Genomic DNA, 18,874 nt, shown 5'->3' with positions numbered 1-18,874 from the left:
GGGACGGCTTGCAACGGGGGGCTGACCTGCGTACAATCCCGCCTCTTACGCTTCACCTTTTCACAACGCGTGGCAGAGTTCCGGCGAGCCTTTCGCCGCAATGAGCCCGACCTAACCTAGAGTTCTTCATGAGCACTTTCACTGCCAAGAACGAGACCGTCCAGCGCGACTGGTACCTCGTCGACGCCGAGGGCAAGACCCTGGGCCGTCTCGCCACCGAGCTGGCCCGCCGTCTGCGTGGCAAGCACAAGCCGGTCTACACCCCGCACGTTGATACCGGCGACTACCTGGTCGTCATCAATGCAGAAAAGATTGCCGTCACCGGCAAGAAGCTGCAGGACAAGATGTATCACCGTTTCACCGGTTACATCGGCAACCTGAAGACCGAATCCCTGGCACAGGCGCTGGAGCGCCACCCGGAGCGCGTGATCGAGATCGCCGTGAAGGGCATGCTGCCGAAGGGCCCGCTGGGTCGCCAGATGTACCGCAAGCTCAAGGTCTACGCCGGCACTGAGCATCCGCACGCCGCACAGCAGCCGCAGGTTCTGGATATCTAATCATGGCTATCACTCAAAACTACGGCACTGGCCGCCGCAAGTCCTCCACCGCTCGCGTGTTCCTGCGCAAGGGTTCGGGCAACATCACCGTCAATGGCCGTCCGCTGGACGAGTTCTTCGGTCGTGAGACCGCGCGCATGATCGTGCGCCAGCCGCTCGAGCTGACCAAGAACACCGAAAGCTTCGACATCCTGGTCACCGCCGCTGGCGGCGGCACCACCGGTCAGGCCGGTGCGATCCGTCTGGGCATCGCCCGTGCTCTGGTCGAGTACGACGAAACCCTGAAGTCCGAGCTGCGCAAGGCTGGCTTCATGACCCGTGACGCCCGTGAAGTCGAGCGTAAGAAGGTCGGTCTGCACAAGGCCCGCCGCGCCACCCAGTTCTCCAAGCGCTGATTTACCGCGCCTGGTTGGGCTCCTCCGGGAGCCCGCTGGTTGGACACAAGCAAAAGCCCGGCTTCGGCCGGGCTTTTGTCGTTCTGGGGTTGCGCATTTCGAGGTTGCCGGCCAGCGGCCGGCACTACCCGTGGTCCGCATGCCTGACCCCGGTCTCTGTCTGGAGAAGAGCCCCCTTGTTGTTCAAGGGGGTGCGCCGACAGGCGCGGGGATAAGGTGGAATGCGCGACCAAATTAAAAGCAAAAGGCCAGATCTTTCGATCTGGCCTTTTGCTTTTAATTTGGCTGCCCCGGATGGATTCGAACCACCGAATGCCTGAGTCAGAGTCAGGTGCCTTACCGCTTGGCGACGGGGCAAAACGTGCAACTATTTTCTCACTTTTCACGCTGAAAAACAACTTGATTTTCAGTGTGGTGGCTATGGGTGGACTCGAACCACCGACCCCAGCATTATGAGTGCTGTGCTCTAACCGGCTGAGCTACATAGCCTTGGTGAGCCCGCTATTCTGCGGATGTGTATCGCCCCTGTCAACACTTTTGTATCGTGCTTGTGGGCCGACAGGCGGCATGGGATAGTCCCGACCAGTAGATTTTTTAGGAGTCCGCATCGTGATCGATCCGGACGGCTATCGACCGAACGTCGGCATCGTGCTGATGCGGCAGGACGGCCAGGTGTTCTGGGCACGACGCGTGCGCCGGGACGGCTGGCAGTTCCCGCAGGGTGGCATGAACACCGACGAGACGCCTGTCGAGGCCATGTATCGTGAACTGCAGGAAGAGACCGGCCTGCTGCCCGAGCATGTGGAAGTGCTCGGGGCGACGCCCGGCTGGCTGCGCTACAAGCTGCCGGCGCGGGCCATCCGCCGCAATGAGCGGCAGGTCTGCATCGGCCAGAAGCAGGTCTGGTTCCTGCTGCGCCTGACGGGCGACGAATCCCACGTGAAGCTGGACCACACCGACTCGCCCGAGTTCGACCACTGGCGCTGGGTGGACTTCTGGTACCCGGTGGAGCATGTGGTGATGTTCAAGCGTGGCGTCTATGCGCGTGCGTTGCGACATCTGGCGCCGCTGGCCCGCGGGGTGGCCGGGCAGGGGGTTACCGCCATGCCCAAGAGCGCCGCCGAAGCCTGGATGCCTGGCCATACCGCCGGGCACGACCGCCCACGCAAGCGCCCTCGGACCCGCGGCTACTGGCCGAAGAAGGCCACGGGCGATGGCCCGGCCAGCTGACGGGCTGAACGGTATCGAGAATGGTTCAGGTCTCTGATTGACAACCATTCTCGTTTCCATTGGAATAGCCAATAGGCCACTCTTGGCCTGTCAGCCCGGTTCACGCCTGTGTACGTCTGCATCTGCAACGGAGTCACCGACCACCAGATCCGCGAAGCCGCCAGCCATGGCGTCAGCACGGTGGCCGAACTGACCATGCGTACCGGTTGTGGTGCCACCTGCGGTTCCTGCCTGGACATGGCCGGCGATCTGCTGGCCAAGGCGCGTGCCACCCACGATCTGCCGCTGCCGGTCCTCGGTCTGGCCCAGGTCGCCTGATCGTCTCTTTCGCGGCGCGTTGACGCCGCGCTTTCGCATCCTTCACGTGCGGCCGCACAGGCCAATGCGCACGATTCGCGTTCCTTCACGGCCGCGCGCAAGGCGTTAAAGTGCCTGCGTTTTCAGCGTGCAGGAGCACCCCCATGAAGGGCGACACCAAGGTCATCGAATTCCTCAACAAGGTCCTCTACAACGAGCTGACCGCGATCAACCAGTACTTCCTGCACGCCAAGATGCTGAAGAACTGGGGCATCAAGGAGCTGGCCGAACACGAGTACAAGGAATCGATCGACGAGATGAAGCATGCCGACATGCTTGCCGACCGCATCCTGTTCCTCGAAGGCCTGCCGAATTTCCAGGCGCTGGGCAAGCTGCGCATCGGCGAGAACCCGACCGAGATCCTGCAGTGCGACCTGTCGCTGGAGCGCGACGGCGTAGTGACCCTGCGCGAGGCCGTGGCCTACTCCGATTCGGTGGGCGACTACGTCAGCCGCCAGCTGTTCGTGAAGATCCTCGACTCGGAAGAAGAGCACATCGACTGGCTGGAAACCCAGATCGACCTGATCGAGCGTATCGGCGAGCCGAAGTACCTGCTCAGCAAGCTGGAAGAGTGACGTAGCGTCGAGCTTGCTCGACTGTGATCAGCATGGCGATGGTCGAGCAAGCTCGACGCTACCGATGCTGTGCCAGGTAGCCCGTCAGCGCCACGCGCGCCCGGGCGAATTCGGCAACCAGCAGCGCCACCGCCACTGCGGGGCGCTGCAGGCTGCCACTACGGGCTTCGTGCTCGATCCGCTGCGCGATTGCCGACAGCGACAACGCCCCCACGTTCGCACTCGATGATTTAAGGCTGTGGGCGATTGCCTGCAGTCGCGGCTCGTCGCTGCTCTGCGCGGCCTGCTGCAGCTGCTGCACCATCGCCGGCGCATCCTCCAGGAACACCGAGACGATCTGGAGGGCGGTATCGCCGATCACCGCGTGCAGTTCGTCCAGCACATCACGGTCCAGCACCGGTTGCGTCACCGCTTGGCTTTTCGTCTCTTGTAGAGCCGGGCCATGCTCGGCTGGCGGGATTCCACTGGCCCCGGATGCATCGCCGTCGAGCAAGCTCGACGCTACGACATCGCGTGATCGCTGCCCCCAGCGCCTCAACAGCGCATGCAAGGTGGCGCGTGCGATCGGCTTGGACAGGTAGTCGTCCATGCCGGCCTGCAGGCAGCGTTCGCGGTCACCGGCCATGGCGTTGGCCGTCATCGCGATGATCGGCAACCGCGAGCACCCGGTTTCCGTTTCTTCCGCACGCCAGCGGCGCGTGGCGGCGTAGCCGTCCAGCACCGGCATCTGGCAATCCATCAGCACCACGTCCACGCCGCCTTCGCGAAGGGCGGCCAGTGCCTGCTTGCCGTCGGCGGCGTTGAGCACCTCGCACTGGAACACGCGCAGCAGATGCTCGGCCACCATCCGGTTGACCGTGTTGTCTTCCACCAGCAGCACGCGCAGGTGCAATGGCGGCAGCGTCGGTGCGGGCAAGCCGTCTTCGGCATTGGCCAGCAGGGCGGCAGGGCGGGCAGGCGTGGCAGGCGCCGCCAGCAGTGCATGCAGGGCTGCATCATCGAAATGCGGGAGCAGCTGGCGTTGGCGCGGGCGTTGTGCAGGCGTGTCTTCCTGCAGCCACAGTACCTGCAGTGCATCATCGTCGCCGCGCTCGGCCAGCGCCTGCTGCAGCGTGACCTCGCCGTTGCGGCGGGTGCGGGAATCGACAATCAGCCATGCCGGTGCTGGTTGTCCGGGCCGCGCGGGAGCGCGCAGGCGCTCGACCACGGCATCCAGCTGTGCCAGCACCTGCACCTGCAGCCCATGGTGGGCGGCGATGCGCTCGATGCGTGCCTGCAGCGTTGCATCGGCGCTGAACAACAGTAGCGCTGCGGGGGCGCGCGCCATCGCAGGCAGGTCGCCGGGTACTTTCAGCAGCGGGATCTCGAACCAGAACGTTGCGCCCTGGCCGGGCGTGGACTGCACGCCGATCTGCCCGTGCATCAGGTCGATGATGCGCTTGCAGATGGCCAGGCCCAGGCCGGTGCCACCGTAGATGCGCGTGGTCGAGGCATCGGCCTGGCTGAAGGACTGGAACAGGCGTGCCTGCAGTGCCTCATCGATGCCGATGCCGGTGTCGATGATCTCGAAGCGCAGCTGGTGCTGGGCCGCACCTTCGCCCAGGCGCTGCACGCGCAGCTGCACCTGGCCGCGGGCGGTGAACTTGATGGCGTTGGCCAGCAGGTTGCTCAGCACCTGGCGCAGGCGTACCGGGTCGCCGCGCACCGGCAGGCGCACCGATGGGTCAAGCTGCAGGGCCAGGGACAGGCCCTTGGCATCGGCGGCGCGCTGCATCAGCTGCACCACGCCATCGAGCAGGTCGCGCAGGTTGAAGCTGGTGATCTCCAGTTCCAGCGCCTGCGCTTCCAGCCGGGAGTAGTCGAGGATGTCGTCGACGATGCGCAGCAGCTGCTGTGAACTGGCCGAAGCGGTGGCCAGCATCTGCCGCTGGTCCTCACCCAGCGGCCCGCGCGCGATCAGCTCCAGCATCGGCAGGATGCCGTTGAGCGGCGTGCGGATCTCGTGGCTCATCGTGGCCAGGAACTCGCCCTTGGCCAGCACGGCCGCTTCGGCGGCCTGCTTGGCCTGCAGCAGCTGCTGTTCCAGCTGGCCCTGGCGTTCGGTGGTGCGGCGCAGCTGGTCGCGCTCGCTGGCCAGCGCGCTGTGCTCGCGCTGCAGCTGGGCCAGTGCCCGGTTGCGCGCGCGCAGGCGCAGGCCCAACAGCAGCAGTGCGACGGCCGCAGCAAGGGCAACCAGCAGCACGCCCCACAGCGGCACGTCAGAGCACCGCGTTGTGGAAGTCGAAATTCAGGTCACTGCCGGCCGACTGCACCATGTTGCCCTGGATGTAATCGACGCCGCCGACCCACATCGCTGCCGCGGCCTGCGGGTCCTCGATCTGCTGGCCGATGATCTGCAGCCCGGCGGCATGGGCCTGTTCGATCGCCTTGCGTAGTTCCTCGCGCGTGGCCGGGTTGGAATGGCTGCTGGAGAACCGCGCGGCCATGCGCACGAACGACAGCGGCAGCTGGGTCAGCAGTGCATCGGCTTCGCCGCTGGGTTCGAACTGGCTCAGGCAGAAGCGCACGCCGGCGCCGGCCATGCGCTGGCAGAACTGCTGCAGCGGCACGGTGTGGATCAGCGCGTCGGGCAGGCGCACGTCGATCACCAGTGCACTGCCGGGCAGGTCACGCTGCTGCAGCGATTCCAGCAGCCAGTCGCCAAAGGCATCGCGCTGCAGGGTGCGCAGCGACTGCGAAACGAACAGGTTCAGCGGTTGCGTTGCGTGCCGGTACAGGTCCAGCAGGCCCAGCGCATGGTCCATCACCTGCTGGTCGAGGTCGGCGATGCGGCCTGCCGCTTCGGCGGCAGGAATCACCTGGCCGGCCGCCAGCACCGTGCCGTCGGCCTGGCGCAGGCGCAGCAGCAGCTGGTACTGCGCGGTGTTGCCACCGGCGACAGCGACGATCGGCTGATAGGCCAGCTCCAGCTGGCCTTCCAGCAGTGCCAGGTGTTCCTGTTCGGTGACGGCCTGGCGATGCACGTGGCCCGCCACGCCGGCGCTGAGCAGGCGTGCCTGCAGGGTGGTGCGCTCGACCGCTTCCAGTGCAGCGTTGGCATCGTCGAAGCCCGGCGACAGCGGCGCGTAACCCACCACGCCGCGCAGATGCACCGATTCATCATCACGGATCACGAAGGCGCGTGCCGAGAGCTGCTCACGCAGGGTCGCGGCGATGCTTTCCAGGCTGTCTTCATCGGTATTGCGGGCCAGCAGCAGGAAGCTGTTGTCGTTCAGGCGTGCCAGCAGGTGCGGATGGCCGGCCTCGGCCAGGCGCTGCCCGGCCTGCACCATCAGGCGCTCGAAGGCGGCGTAGCCATAGCGTTCGCGCAGGCCCAGCGCGCTGGCCACTTCAATGAAGAACACGCCGCCCCGGTCGCGATGGGTGAGGGTGGCGTTGAGTTGCTGCAGCACGTGGTGACGTGTCGGCAGGCCGGTTTCCGGATTGCTGGTGGCCGGTGCGCCGGTAGCACCAGGCAGGGTCGCTGCCTGCGCACGTGCGCGGCGGATGCGGTTGGCCACGGCGGCGATCAGGTGGCGGGGGCGGATCGGCTTGCTCAGGTAATCGTCGGCGCCGCTGTCGAGCACCTCGAACTGGCGTTCCGGGTCCGGATCGCCGCTCAGGAACACGATCGGCAGCAACTGCAGGCCAGGCTGCTGGCGGATCAGCGCGGTCAGGCGCATGCCGTCCAGGCCGGGCAGGTGCAGGTCCATCAGGATCAGGTCGGGCCGATGCTCCTTGATCGCCTGCAGCGCGCCGTCGGCATCGCTGTGCACGATCGCCTGCATGCCGGCGCCATGCAGCACGCTCTGTGCGAACAGGGCCTGCGCGCGGTCGTCCTCGACGATCAGCACGCGGTAGGGCGAATCGGAGGGCGGTGGCGCCTGGTCGTTGTTGCCAGCCTCGGCCAGCACGGCCGGGGCCGGCAACGGCGGCGGTGCGCTGCCGATCGATGCGGGTGCGTCGGAGGCGGCCAGCGGCGGAACCGCGGCCGGCGCTGCGGCGACGGCGCTCGCCGGTTCAGCGGTCCAGCGTTGCCAATGATCGGCCGGAGGGGTTTCAGCGCGTCCCGGGCGGGCGCCCGCGGGGGATTCGTTTGCGGCCATCGGTGCTCCTGGTGTTCGCGTCCATTATGCGACAAGCCCGGCGATCAACCGGTACCGGGCTGGCGTGGACTGTCGGGCGACGCACTGCGTGCCAGCCAGCGCACGCCCTTCCACAAGGTGCGCCAGACCAGCCACACCAGCAGCGCGCCGGCCAGGCTGCAGGCCAGCACCACGATCAGCGCGATCCACGGGTGTGCCAGGGCCAGGGCCAGGCCACCGACCACCACGGTGTCCTCGGCGGCGGAGGCCACCCAGTTGCTGGCAGGCTCGGGCGAGGTATTGAGCAGGGCGCGGGTGCCGGCCTTCAGGCCATGGCTGGCCAGCGCGACACCGGCACCGGCAGCAAGTGCGCCGGTGCCCAGCTGCCCATCCGGCGACAGCGTGGCTGCGGCAAGGAAGGCACCTGCGGGTACGCGTGCCAGGGTCTGCACCAGATCCCACGCCGAGTCGACGCCGGGAATCTTGTCGGCGAAGAATTCGGTCACCGCCAGCGCTGCCGAGGTGCCCAGCACCCACCACGATTCGGTGGCCTGCAGGGCCGGCGGCAGGTCGACCCAGCCGAGCAGGCCGGCCAGGCCGACACCGAACACGGTGAGGTAGACGCGGATGCCGGCCAGCCAGGCCAGCAGGATGCCGATCACGAACAGGTGGGCTTCGGTCATGGCGATGCTCCGGCGACGGAACTGTGCAGGGGACCACACTATCGACGATGGCATGCCTGAACGCCACAGACGGTGGCTCGCCACTGCGCAGGAAACCCACCCGTCCTGTCATACACTAGCCCGTCGTTTGCCACAGGGGCCGTACCGGTGTCGCCCTCGCGATGCCCCGGAATCCACCCATGACCAACCGTCCTCCCATGCGCGTGCAGGTTCGCCTGCCCGGCGCGCCGCAACCGCCGGCCGACCGTCGCCGCCTGCTGGTGATCGGTGGCATCTGGCTGCTCAGCCTGGTGCTGGCCGTGCTGGGTGGCTGCTGGATGGCCACGCCGCGCGATGCACAGGGCCAGCGCCTGCAGGCCGCCGAGAAGCGCGCCGAGACGTTGCAGGCGCAGCTGACCGAACTGCGCCAGAAGCAGGCCACGCTGGAAGCCTCCGACCGCATCAGCCGCGCCGCCAACACCGAGGTGCAGTCCTCGCTGGCCGAACGCGATGAGGAAATCGCCGGCCTGCGTGCCGACGTTGCCTTCTATGAGCGCCTGGTGGGTTCGACCAGCCAGCGCAAGGGCCTGAACACCCATTCGATCGAGTTCAGCCCGGAAGCGGCCGGCACCTGGCAGTACACCGCCGTGCTGACACAGAACCTCAACCGCGGCGCCATCAGCCAGGGGCAGATGCGTTTCACCGTGGAAGGCGTCAAGAACGGCAAGCTGGCCACGATCAGCTGGGATGATCTGCACCAGCGCAGCAAGGTACCGGGACAGGATTACTCGTTCCGGTACTTCCAGCAGCTCACCGGCAGCGTGATGCTGCCGGCTGACTTCACCCCGCAACGCGTGCGGGTGACATTGGGGAGTGGTACGGGGGGTACCACCCAGGTATTCGACTGGAAACAGGCCGGTGCGCCGGCCGCCAAAGGGGAGTAGGCAGATGTTCGGAAGCAGCAAATCCAACCGTGAAGGCCAGCTGGTGGTGGATGCCCTGATCGGCAACCAGGTGGTGATCCGCGGTGATGTGGAATTCAGTGGTGGCCTGTATGTGGAAGGCCGCATCCACGGCAAGGTGATCGCCGCCGAAGGCGCCAGTGGCGCGACCCTGACGGTCGCCGAGCATGGCGTGATCGAAGGTGAGATCCGTGCCCAGGTGGTGGTCATCAGTGGCCGCCTGGACGGCGACGTGCATGCCACCGAGAAGGTCGAACTGACCCCGAGCGCGCGGGTCAATGGCAACGTCCATTACCAGGTGGTGGAGATGAATGCGGGTGCCCAGCTGAACGGCCGCCTGATCCATGCCAGCGCCCCGATGGCGGCCCTGCCGGCCCCGGAAGGTGATGAGGCCAATGGCGGCAAGGGTGACACCGCCGCACGCCGCAAGCTGGCCGAGGCGATGGCTTGAAAGCCATCGTCGGCACCCCCATGCTGACACCATGAGCACGCTAGTCTCCCTGCCCGGCGCCACCCCGGTTGCCGCGCCCGATTACCAGTCGCTGGAGCGCCCGCTGAACTTCACCGAGTCGGCGGCCGCCAAGGTCAAATCCCTGATCCAGGAAGAGGGCAACCCCGACCTGGCCCTGCGCGTGTACATCGAAGGCGGTGGCTGTTCGGGCTTCCAGTACGGGTTCGAGTTCGACGAGAACCGTGCCGAGGATGATCTGGCGGTACAGACCAGCGGGGTCACCCTGCTGGTCGACCCGCTGAGCCTGCAGTACCTGATGGGCGCCGAGGTGGACTACACCGAGAGCTTGACCGGTGCCCAGTTCGTGATCCGCAACCCGAACGCCAAGACCACCTGCGGCTGCGGCAGCAGCTTCAGCATGTAAGAGGCCTGTGGCCGGAAGGTGCCAACCAAGGTTGGCACCTCTGTAGATCCACGCCATGCGTGGATGCTGTGCCTGCACGCCCACACCGGCAGATTGCGCACAGCGCTGAACTTGCCACCTGCATCGATTGGCGGCACGCTTGCCGGATGCCCAATACTCCTTCGCCGCTTTCCGGTTTCGCTTTCGTTGGCGAACCGCTGGAGCGCGCCGATGCCCTGCGCGACGATGCCGATGCACTGGCGCGCCTGTGGCCGGGCGCGCGCATTCTCGTGCTCGATCAGGACGGCAGCGCCTTCACCGGCGATGACGACCAGCCGCTGGCGCTGACCGGCGCCGACATCGGCGGCGGCCCCGGTGCCGCGATCTTCCTTGGCCTGCGTGGCGAGCAGGCCTGGTTCTCGGTCGAAGCCGCCAACGTTACCGTCACGGCCCCGCGCCGCCTCGACCTGCGCCAGGCCGCACTGCTGTGGCCGATGGCCGATGCGACCGCCTTCAGTTATGCCCGCGGCATGTCCTACTGGCACTCGCGCACCCGCTTCTGCGGCGTGTGCGGCGGCGCCGTGGCGTTTGCCCGTGGTGGCTTCGTCGGCCGCTGCGGGCAGTGCGCCACCGAGCACTACCCGCGTGTCGATCCCGCCGTGATCGTCGCCGTGGAAAACCAGGGCCGGCTGCTGCTGGGCCGGCAGTCGAACTGGGCACCGCGGCGTTACTCGGTGCTGGCCGGCTTCGTCGAACCCGGCGAGACCTTCGAGCAGACCGTGGTGCGTGAAGTGCACGAGGAGAGCAAGGTACGGGTGACCGCCTGCCAGTACCTCGGTTCGCAGCCGTGGCCGTTCCCGGGCGCGCTGATGATCGGTTTCCGTGCACAGGCGCAGGATGACCTGCCGACCGTGGATGGCGAGCTGGAAGATGCGCGCTGGTTCAGTGCCGACGAGGTCGGCGCGGCACTGGCACGCGATGTGGAGGACGATGGCCAGGGCATCCGCCTGTCGCCGCCGATCTCGATTTCGCGCGGCCTGATCGAACACTGGTACCGGCAGCAGAAGGGCTGAGCGGGGCTGACGGTGGCGCCTGTATTGCCGCCACCTGAACACGGCCCGGGTTACAGTCCGGTTCACCGCTGAGGGCGCCGCTGCGACAGGTAAGGTAGCGACGCCGAGCGTTCTGTTTCGTAGGGAGACCTGCCATGTTCACCACTCTGGCCGCCGTGCTGGTGGCACTGGCCCTGGGCCATGTTGCCCCGGCCGCTGCCGCCTCGCTGCGCCGTTTCGACGGCTTCCGGCGTTGGCTGGGCTGGCTGGACGCGCGCGGTGGCAAGGCCTGGCAGGGACCGGCCGGCGTTGCCCTGGCACTGCTGCCGCCGCTGTTGCTGATGGCGCTGCTGGCGTGGTTGCTGCGTGGGGTGCTGTTCGGCCTGCCGTCGCTGCTGCTGGGCGTGGCGGTGCTGGCGTGGTGCTGGGGCCCGCGCGATCTGGACCGCGATATCGAAGCGATCATCGATGCCGATGACGCGGCGACGCGCCAGGCCGCGGTGCGTAACCTGCAGGCGGCCGGTGGCAGCCTGCGCGAGGACATTCCGTCACTGGTCGAGGCAACCGTGCTCAACGCCTTGCGGCGCTGGTTCGCGGTGCTGTTCTGGTTCCTGCTGCTGGGCCCGGCCGGTGCGCTGGGTTACCGGCTATTGGCGTTGATGGGGGAAAGCCCGATGCGCGCCCGCGTGCCGGTGGAGCCGCTGGCGCTGGCGCAGCGCCTGCTGGGTTGGATCGAGTGGCCGGTGGCACAGCTGATGGCGTTTTCGATGGCGCTGGTGGGCAACTTCGATACGGCGTGGAAGGCTTGGCGCCAGGCCCACGGCGAGCGCCTGGCCGGCAACATCGGCTTCCTCGGCGCGGTGGCGCGGGCCAGCGTCAACGCCGAGCTGCGCGAGGATGCGCACGACTACACCGAGGCGGGGCTGTTGCCGGTGTGGCAGCGGTTGCCGGACCTGCGTGATGCGATGAGCCTGGTGTGGCGGATGCTGCTGCTGTGGCTGGCGATTCTCGCCCTGCTGGTGATTGCAGGCTGGGTGACGTAGTTGCTTTGCAGGGCTTGCAGCCCTGCACCTGCAGAGGCAACAGCAACAGCAACAGCTGGATTGCTGCGGGTTGGCGGGGTGGGTCGGATGGCGGGGGACGCCGTGAATCCGTCCGTGGAGGCTTGGTCGCCGCATCCATGCGGCTCACACCCCCGCCATCCGACCCACCCCGCCTTCGACAGATTCCCGCGGCTGTTGGTAGGTGTCGACCTTGGTCGACACGGTAGATCCACGCCATGCGTGGATGCAGAGCGAAGCGATCCGCTTCCGCTTTTGATCTTCTCTTTCTTTTCCGTGGTGGACGCGCACGGAAACTGTCCGTGGCCGGGCGGGATGGGTTTGCGGGGGTGTCCGCGGCATGGGCCCGAGGCATGCCTCGGGCGGGTTGGGCAGGAGGCTCAACCCCGGTCTTGCCGTGTGCGCAGGACAGCGCACACGAGCAAGCCGCGGCCAAGCCTCCACGGACGGATTCACGGCGTCCCCCGCAAACCCATCCCGCCCGGCCAACCCCATGACCGACAAACGCCGTCCACCACGAGGGGCTGCGCCGTTGGCTGGAAACCTAGATCGGTGCCAGTGCAGTGAACGGTGCCCACGGCAGGTTGCGCAGCAGCGCATACCCGGGCAGCACCCAGAGCCAGAACACAGGATTGGCCAGCACCCGCATCAGCGGGTCGAGCACGCGTGGGCGGATGCCGGCGATGTTCAGCAGCATCAACAACAGGAACGGCAGGCTGATGACCAGCAGCGGGTTCATCGCCATCGCGCCGGGCAGGTCGAAGTGGACCAGGGAATACAGGCAGCGCGTGCTGCCACAGCCCGGGCAGTACAGGCCGGTCAGCGCGTACAGCGGGCAGCTCGGCAGGGGATTGCCGGCGACATACGGATTGACGTTGCGCAGCACCACCGTGGCACCCACGGCCAGGCCGGCGGAAACCAGCAGCGGTGCCCAGCGGGCGAGTCGGGAACGAGCGGGAAGCGCGGACATGCAACAACGGATCCGGCGCAGGCGCCGGATCCGTCCAGGCGTATCAGTAGTTGCCGTTGCTCATCGCGCCCATGCCGCCGAGCACAACGAAGAACAGCACGTACAGCACGACCAGCACGACCCAGGCGATGGCCGACCACATGGCCCACTTCTTGGCCTTGGCGGCGGAGTCCTGGGCGCCGGCGATGTCGCCGGCCGCCAGCTTGCCGTTGACCTGGGCGGCGTAGACGATCGACACGATGCCGGCCGGCAGGCAGCAGAACAGGGTGGTCAGGATCGCCCAGACCAGGTTGTTCGGGACCTGCGGAGTAGCAGTATTCATGGGTTCAAGCTCCTTGATGGGTGGTGGTGGTGAATCATTGGTCGGAAAGAGCGCCCAGTACGGCCAAGCCGCCGAACAGCCCGAACCACAACAGCAACAGGACCGGCAGGGCCACGGCCGAAGCCACCGCCCACCAGCCCGCCTTGCGCGACGCACTGTAGGCCCCCGGCAGGTCGCCGGCCGCGCGGCGGCCATCGACCTGGGAGGCGTACACGATCGACACCACGCCCAACGGCAGGCAGCAGAAAAGCGTCGTCAGGATCGCCCAGACCAGATGGTTGGGGATGTAGACCGGACGGCTGAGCGGTGGTGGTTGATTCAAAGCGAGACTCCATTCCTTGGTGGCCGGCCATGATGAATCGGCCGGACCTCCCCCCTGTGGGTGCGTAATCTACCGCAACCTGCGTTGCATGTATGCGTTTACAGTCACGACATGTCGCGTACACCACTGGACGATGACGTATGTGGGGGAGTCCGCTGGGCCCGCTCGGCGGGCCCATCTCGTCAGGCGTGATCGCCGCGCAGGGCCCGCACCTGGGCCTCCAGCACCGGTGCGCTGGTGCTGTGGCCATCCACGGCCGCTGCCGCCACCACCTCGACGGTGGCGCGGAAACGGCGCGGCACGCGCATGCGGCCCAGGCGGCTGTCGCGCCGGCTCCACATGCTCGACCACATGCCGCGCAGCGCCATCGGCACCACCGGCACCGGCCGCCGTTCGAGGATCTTCTCGACGCCGGACTTGAACGGTGCCATCGCGCCATCCTTGGTCAGCGCGCCTTCCGGGAAGATGCAGACCAGCTCGCCTTCGGCCAGCGCAGCGTCGATGTCATCGAACGCGCGCTGCATCAGCGCCGGGTCTTCGCGCGCACCGGCGATCGGGATCGCCTTGGCGGTCCGGAAGATCCAGCGCATCACCGGGATGTTGAAGATCTTGTAGTACATGACGAAGCGCACCGGGCGCGGGATCGTCGCCGACAGGATCAGTGCGTCCATGTAGCTGACATGGTTGCAGACCAGCAGCGCGGCGCCCTCGTCGGGCACGTTGGCCTCGATGCCGTGCGGGCGCAGGCGGTACAGGGTGCGCACCATCAGCCAGCTGAGGAAGCGCATCAGGAATTCGGGGACGATGGTGAAGATGTAGATCGCCACCAGTGCGTTGGCGATCGCCAGCGCCAGGAACTGCTGCGGGATGGACCAGTGCAGCAGCTTGTGCGCGGCCAGCGACAGCAGGGCTGCGCCGACGATGAAACCGGAGTTCTGGATGTTCAGCGCCGCAAACACGCGCGACATCTGCGCCTTCGGCGTGCGGCTCTGGATCAGCGCGAACAGCGGCACCACGAAGATGCCGGTGAACAGGCCGATGCCGATCAGGTCGATGACGATGCGGATGCTGCCCGGCTGCTGCAGGAACGTCCCGATGGTCAGTCCGTGCACGGTCGCTTCGCCACTGCGGGCGAAATACAGGTCGAGCAGGAACGCGGTCATGCCGAACGCACCCAGCGGCACCAGGCCGATTTCCACCGTGCGTGCCGACAGCTTCTCGCACAGCAACGAGCCAACGCCGGTGCCGACCGAGAACAGGGCCAGCGCAAAGATATACAGGGTCGGCTCACCGCCGAGGTTGGTCACGGCATAGGCCGGCAGCTGCGAGGTCAGCACGGTGCCGACGAACCAGAACCAGGACACGCCCAGGATTGAATTGCGCACCGCCTTCTGCTGGCGCGCCATGCGCAGCACCGCCAGTGATTCGGGCAGCGGGTTCCAGTTGATCTTCAGGTTCGGGTCGCCGGCATCGACCTTGGGAATCAGGCGCGCGGCGATGTTGCCGCAGATCGCCAGGCCGATGATCGTGCAGGCCGCCACCACCGTACCGTGGCTGCCGGCGACGGTGAACACCAGGCCGCCGACGATCATGCCGGACAGGATCGACATCGAGGTGCCCATTTCAACCAGGCCGTTGCCACCGGTCAGCTCTTCGGGCTTGAGCACCGACGGCAGCACCGAGTACTTCACCGGGCCGAACAGGGTCGACTGCATGCCGGTGCAGAACAGGGCGACCAGCAGCACCGGCAGGCTCTGAGTGAGGAAGCCGGTGGCTGCCAGCGACATGATCACGATCTCCATGGTGGTGGTGATCACGATCAGCCGCGATTTTTCCAGTTTGTCGGCAATCTGCCCGGCCAGCGCCGAGAACAGGAAGTACGGCAGGATGAAGATGGCCGGTGCCAGCGTGGCGTACAGCCCCAGTTCTTCCTCCGGTACGGCCATGAACAGCAACATGCTGATGATCGCCTGCCGGTACACATTGTCGTTGAACGCTCCGAGCGCCTGGACGACGAAGAACGGCAGGAAACGGCGCTGGCGCAGCAGGGCGAACTGGTTGTGACCGGACATGGAGCCTCCTTGACCGGCGCAGCCTAGCATTCCTGCCTATCCGCCGGGACCATGGCGGGATGCATCCACGCATGGCGTGGATCTACTGAAGCCCCACAACTGTGGGTGCGGACCGTTGGTCCGCACACCTTGATAGGTCTCAGACGATATCGTCGACCACGCCGCCATCCACGCGCAGCGCCGCACCCGAGGTCGCCGAGGCCTGCGGCGAGGCCAGATACACCACCATGTTGGCCACTTCCTCGACCGTGGCGGTGCGCTGGATCACCGAAGACGGCCGGTGTGCCATCACGAACTCGCGGCCGATCTGCTCCAGTGGCTTGCCGCTGCGCTGGCGTTCATCTTCGAACATCGCCGCGAAACCGTCGGACAGGGTCGGGCCGGGCAACACCGCGTTGACGGTGACGCCGCTGCCGGCCACGCGCTTGGCCAGGCCGCGCGACAGCGACAGCTGCGCGGTCTTGCTGACACCGTAGTGGATCATGTCGGCCGGAATGTTGCGTGCCGATTCGGACGAGATGAACAGGACGCGACCCCAGCCGGCATCGACCATGGCCGGCAACAGTGCCCGCGACAGGCGCACGCCGGACATCACGTTGGTCTGCCAGTAACGTTCCCAGGTCGCGTCTTCGGTCTCGAAGAAGTCCTCGGGGCCGAAAATGCCGGCGTTGTTGACCAGGATGTCGACCTTGGGCAGGCCTGCCAGCAGCGTGTCGACGCCGGCCGCATCGGAGAGGTCGGCGGCCACGCCGAGCACGTCGGCACCCGGAACGGCGGCGAGCAGGCGCTGGCGGGCGCGTTCGACGCTGTCGGTGCTGCGGCCGTTGAGAATGATCCGCGCGCCCGCGTTGGCCAGGCCCTGGGCAATCGCCAGGCCGATGCCGGCGGTGGAGGCGGTGACCAGCGCGGTACGGCCGGTGAGTTCGATCTTCATGGAGGAATCCGGGGCAGGGGATCACCCAGTATCCGCGCGGGAACGTGATCGGGATGCATCGCCATACGCAACGCACGGTTGCACGCGATGCAGTAGATCCACGCCATGCGTGGATGGAATGTCCCACCAGCGATGAGGGATCAGGTCAGGCTGGTCACCGCCTCATTCGCCGCCGCCCGCACCTTCGGCAGCATCCGCAGCACCAGCGCCATCTGCGTGCGGATCAGCTGCAGCTTCGGCGGCATCGCCTCGTCGATCTGTTCCAGTTCGGCCGCCACCGCGCGATCAGCGTCGTTGTCGTCCTCGCTGACCGGCTGCCGAGCGCTCAGGGCCGTCGCCAGTTGCTGCAGCGCCTTGCGCACGCGCTCACCGGCAGCCAGCGCCAGCGGATCGCCGGCGTAGCTGTCCACCTGGTCGCGGTGCGCACCCAGGGCCGACAGGTGCCCGAGCAGTGTGTTGGACAGCGCCAGGAAGTGGAAGCCGGCATCCAGATTGCGGCGCACATGGCCGGGCTCACGCAGCATGTTCGACAACGCGGTGGATAGCGCGGCGTCGGCGTTGTGCATGTCGCGGCGGGCGATGCGGTAGGCCAGGTCATCACGCATGCCGCTGCGGTACTGGCCCAGTACCGAATCCAGATAGCGCGCGGCGGTGTCCAGCACCCGCGCCAGCACAAGATGCAGCTGCCGGCCCTGCCAGTCGGGCAGGATCAGGAAGGCGGCCGCGGCGGCGATCGCACAACCCAGCAGCGTATCGACCATGCGCGGCACGATCAGCACGAAGCCGTCGCCGATCAGGTTGAAGCAGGTCAGGGCCATCACCGTGATCGCCGCCGACGCCACCAGGTAGCGGTCGGTGCGGGTGAAGAAGAACAGCAGCGCCGACAGCAGCGCGATCAGCAGCTGTACGTGCAGCTGTGGGAACAGCTGCAGCAGTGCCCAGGTCAGCACCAGGCCGGCCACGGTGCCGACGATGCGTTGTGCAAGGCGCTGGCGGGTCGCGCCGAAGTTGGGGCGGCACACGAACACGATGGTCAGCAGCACCCACGAGCCGTTCTGTGCATTGAACAAGCGGATTGCCGCGAAGCCGGCGATCAGAGCCAATGCCATGCGCAGGCCGTGGCGGAACAGGACCGAGCCGGGCGTGAGCTGCTGGCGCACGCGCACGCCCATCTCGCGCAGGGTGTGCGGGTTGCTGTCGCGCAGGCGGGTATCGACGTTGTCCAGGCTGGCCTCGGAGCGCTCGGCATCCAGCAGGCGGCGCTCGATGCTGCGCAGGTTGTGCACCAGCAGATCCAGCGAGCCAAGCAGTCGCTGCCACTGCGGCCGCTGCTGGTCGCGCAGATAGGCCAGCGCATCGGCCAGGTCGCGCCCGGCCTGCTGGTTGCTTTCGCCATACACGAACGGACGGCGCAGGCGGATCGCCTCGCCCAGCCGTGCGCAGGCCTGCCCCTGCAGGTCGAGCAGGCGCTGGCAGCGGTACAGCACATCGCTGTGGAAGAAGGCATCGACCAGCGCACCGTACGGGTAGTGCGAGGAGCTGGCGCGCTCGTGGAAATCCTGTGCCATGTAGTAGAGGCGCAGGTACAGGCCGGAGTTCACGCCGGGCCGCCCGGAACGGCCGAAGCGGGCCAGGATCGCGGTCTTGGCTTCATTCAATGCACCAACCACGCGCCGGTTCTGTTCGGCCAGGTCGAGCTGGCGACGCTGCAGGTCGGCCTCGCGCACTGGCTCGAACAGTGTTGCCTTCAACTGCAGGTAGCGGCCCAGTTCAACGTACAGTCGCGCCACGCGTTCGCGTACCGGACGGTTGGCGAACAGTGCGGTCCACAGGATCGACAGCAGGCCGTACCAGACCGCACCGGCCAGCAGGTGGCTGACCGCGTCCAGCGCGCTGTGCAGGTCGCTGGCGCCATGCTGCTCCAGCCCGATCATGGTGTAGATCGCAAGCGTTACCGTGGCCTGGGCGATGGACGCGTAGCGCTCGCCGAGCGCACCCAGCAGGGTCAACCCGAAGGTGGACAGCGCCAGCGCGCCGATGAAGATCCACGGCCAGGGGAACAGCCAGATCACCGAGGCGGCGGCGAGGCAGAAGCACAGCAGCGACAGCAGTACCGCCTTGGTACGGCCCCACCAGTTGTCATCGGTCTCGGCGATGGCGCTGGCGATGATGCCGAGGAACACGCCGGGCAGGGCAGTGAGCGCGTCCAGCTGCCAGCACACGGCAAGCGCTGCGGTCAGGGCGATGAACACCCGAAGGCCATAACTGGCCTTTTCGTGGGCCCACAGGCGGCTGAGGCGGGATTCGCGGGCGGGCATGCAGGCTCGGTGGAAGGGTCTCCCACCATTATTGCGGGTGCGGGGTGAAATATGGAGTGCGGACCAACGGTCCGCACCCACCGTCCATGTGCGGGCCCGTCGTCCGC

General features: G+C 66.9%; 19 protein-coding genes and 2 tRNA genes. 10 read left to right on the top strand and 11 right to left on the bottom strand.

The features are described from left to right. Window positions 1-128: 128 nt before the first annotated feature. Entirely contained in the window at window positions 129-557 is a 429-nt protein-coding gene (rplM, locus tag MG068_RS19240) for a 50S ribosomal protein L13 (protein ID WP_005414692.1), read from the top strand. A gap of 2 nt (window positions 558-559) precedes the next feature. Continuing rightward, window positions 560-952 carry a 30S ribosomal protein S9 gene (gene rpsI / locus MG068_RS19235; protein WP_005411311.1) on the top strand — a complete coding sequence of 131 codons (393 nt, stop codon included), beginning with the start codon at window positions 560-562 and terminating at the stop codon, window positions 950-952. A gap of 282 nt (window positions 953-1,234) precedes the next feature. On the opposite strand, the gene MG068_RS19230 is transcribed toward rpsI, so the two are convergent. Both MG068_RS19230 and MG068_RS19225 read right to left on the bottom strand, forming a co-directional pair. Next, window positions 1,235-1,309 (bottom strand) — tRNA-Gln (locus tag MG068_RS19230). Between the two features lie 55 nt (window positions 1,310-1,364). Next, window positions 1,365-1,441, bottom strand: a tRNA-Met gene (locus tag MG068_RS19225). 120 nt (window positions 1,442-1,561) lie between these two features. Here MG068_RS19225 and MG068_RS19220 point away from each other — a divergent pair. From MG068_RS19220 to bfr, 3 genes are all read left to right on the top strand, one after another. Further along, complete coding sequence (locus tag MG068_RS19220; protein WP_005411310.1) at window positions 1,562-2,182, top strand: RNA pyrophosphohydrolase; 621 nt, start codon at window positions 1,562-1,564, stop codon at window positions 2,180-2,182. A gap of 108 nt (window positions 2,183-2,290) precedes the next feature. After that, complete coding sequence (locus MG068_RS19215) at window positions 2,291-2,500, top strand: (2Fe-2S)-binding protein (protein ID WP_005411309.1); 210 nt, start codon at window positions 2,291-2,293, stop codon at window positions 2,498-2,500. A gap of 143 nt (window positions 2,501-2,643) precedes the next feature. Next, window positions 2,644-3,114, top strand: a complete 471-nt coding sequence (gene bfr, locus MG068_RS19210; protein ID WP_132810907.1) for a bacterioferritin — start codon at window positions 2,644-2,646, stop codon at window positions 3,112-3,114. Window positions 3,115-3,172: 58 nt separating this feature from the next. Here the strand turns inward: bfr and MG068_RS19205 are convergent, their stop codons facing one another. The 3 genes from MG068_RS19205 to MG068_RS19195 are packed head-to-tail and all read right to left on the bottom strand — an operon-like array spanning window position 3,173 to window position 7,921. Continuing rightward, the gene (locus MG068_RS19205) at window positions 3,173-5,371 is read right to left on the bottom strand and encodes an ATP-binding protein (protein ID WP_132810906.1); all 2,199 of its coding nucleotides are present in this window, start codon (window positions 5,369-5,371) and stop codon (window positions 3,173-3,175) included. 1 nt (window position 5,372) lies between these two features. Next, a complete protein-coding gene (locus MG068_RS19200) occupies window positions 5,373-7,259 on the bottom strand; it encodes an EAL domain-containing protein (RefSeq protein ID WP_049424052.1) in 1,887 nt (628 codons plus the stop codon). A 44-nt stretch (window positions 7,260-7,303) separates the two neighbouring features. Beyond that, entirely contained in the window at window positions 7,304-7,921 is a 618-nt protein-coding gene (locus MG068_RS19195) for a DUF4126 domain-containing protein (protein WP_005411305.1), read from the bottom strand. Window positions 7,922-8,100: 179 nt separating this feature from the next. Between MG068_RS19195 and MG068_RS19190 the strand changes: the two genes are divergently transcribed. The 5 genes from MG068_RS19190 (at window position 8,101) to ampE (ending at window position 11,811) form a co-directional block, all read left to right on the top strand. Further along, window positions 8,101-8,844: a DUF6776 family protein gene (locus MG068_RS19190; RefSeq protein ID WP_019336613.1), complete on the top strand. Its 744-nt coding sequence runs from the start codon at window positions 8,101-8,103 to the stop codon at window positions 8,842-8,844. A 4-nt stretch (window positions 8,845-8,848) separates the two neighbouring features. Then, window positions 8,849-9,313, top strand: coding sequence for a bactofilin family protein (locus MG068_RS19185; protein ID WP_006398829.1), 465 nt, complete (start codon window positions 8,849-8,851; stop codon window positions 9,311-9,313). Window positions 9,314-9,344: 31 nt separating this feature from the next. Further along, entirely contained in the window at window positions 9,345-9,737 is a 393-nt protein-coding gene (gene erpA, locus MG068_RS19180) for an iron-sulfur cluster insertion protein ErpA (protein ID WP_005419789.1), read from the top strand. A gap of 146 nt (window positions 9,738-9,883) precedes the next feature. Continuing rightward, entirely contained in the window at window positions 9,884-10,789 is a 906-nt protein-coding gene (gene nudC / locus MG068_RS19175; protein ID WP_032127201.1) for an NAD(+) diphosphatase, read from the top strand. Window positions 10,790-10,923: 134 nt separating this feature from the next. Then, complete coding sequence (gene ampE / locus MG068_RS19170) at window positions 10,924-11,811, top strand: regulatory signaling modulator protein AmpE (protein WP_132810905.1); 888 nt, start codon at window positions 10,924-10,926, stop codon at window positions 11,809-11,811. 562 nt (window positions 11,812-12,373) lie between these two features. On the opposite strand, the gene MG068_RS19165 is transcribed toward ampE, so the two are convergent. From MG068_RS19165 to yccS, 6 genes are all read right to left on the bottom strand, one after another. Then, window positions 12,374-12,799 carry a DUF2752 domain-containing protein gene (locus MG068_RS19165; protein WP_006473646.1) on the bottom strand — a complete coding sequence of 142 codons (426 nt, stop codon included), beginning with the start codon at window positions 12,797-12,799 and terminating at the stop codon, window positions 12,374-12,376. A gap of 43 nt (window positions 12,800-12,842) precedes the next feature. Then, complete coding sequence (locus tag MG068_RS19160) at window positions 12,843-13,121, bottom strand: CD225/dispanin family protein (protein ID WP_032127177.1); 279 nt, start codon at window positions 13,119-13,121, stop codon at window positions 12,843-12,845. Window positions 13,122-13,155: 34 nt separating this feature from the next. Then, entirely contained in the window at window positions 13,156-13,443 is a 288-nt protein-coding gene (locus MG068_RS19155; protein WP_005419784.1) for a CD225/dispanin family protein, read from the bottom strand. Window positions 13,444-13,625: 182 nt separating this feature from the next. Next, complete coding sequence (locus MG068_RS19150; protein ID WP_132810904.1) at window positions 13,626-15,515, bottom strand: MFS transporter; 1,890 nt, start codon at window positions 15,513-15,515, stop codon at window positions 13,626-13,628. Window positions 15,516-15,654: 139 nt separating this feature from the next. After that, on the bottom strand, window positions 15,655-16,449 hold the full coding sequence (locus tag MG068_RS19145) for an SDR family NAD(P)-dependent oxidoreductase (protein ID WP_049461643.1): 795 nt from the start codon (window positions 16,447-16,449) through the stop codon (window positions 15,655-15,657). Window positions 16,450-16,589: 140 nt separating this feature from the next. Further along, complete coding sequence (yccS, locus tag MG068_RS19140) at window positions 16,590-18,767, bottom strand: YccS family putative transporter (RefSeq protein ID WP_032127180.1); 2,178 nt, start codon at window positions 18,765-18,767, stop codon at window positions 16,590-16,592. Window positions 18,768-18,874 lie beyond the last annotated feature (107 nt).

This window comes from Stenotrophomonas sp. ASS1, from assembly GCF_004346925.1.
GTDB classification, from domain to species: domain Bacteria; phylum Pseudomonadota; class Gammaproteobacteria; order Xanthomonadales; family Xanthomonadaceae; genus Stenotrophomonas; species Stenotrophomonas maltophilia_A.
This window is presented reverse-complemented; position numbering and strand designations above follow the sequence as displayed.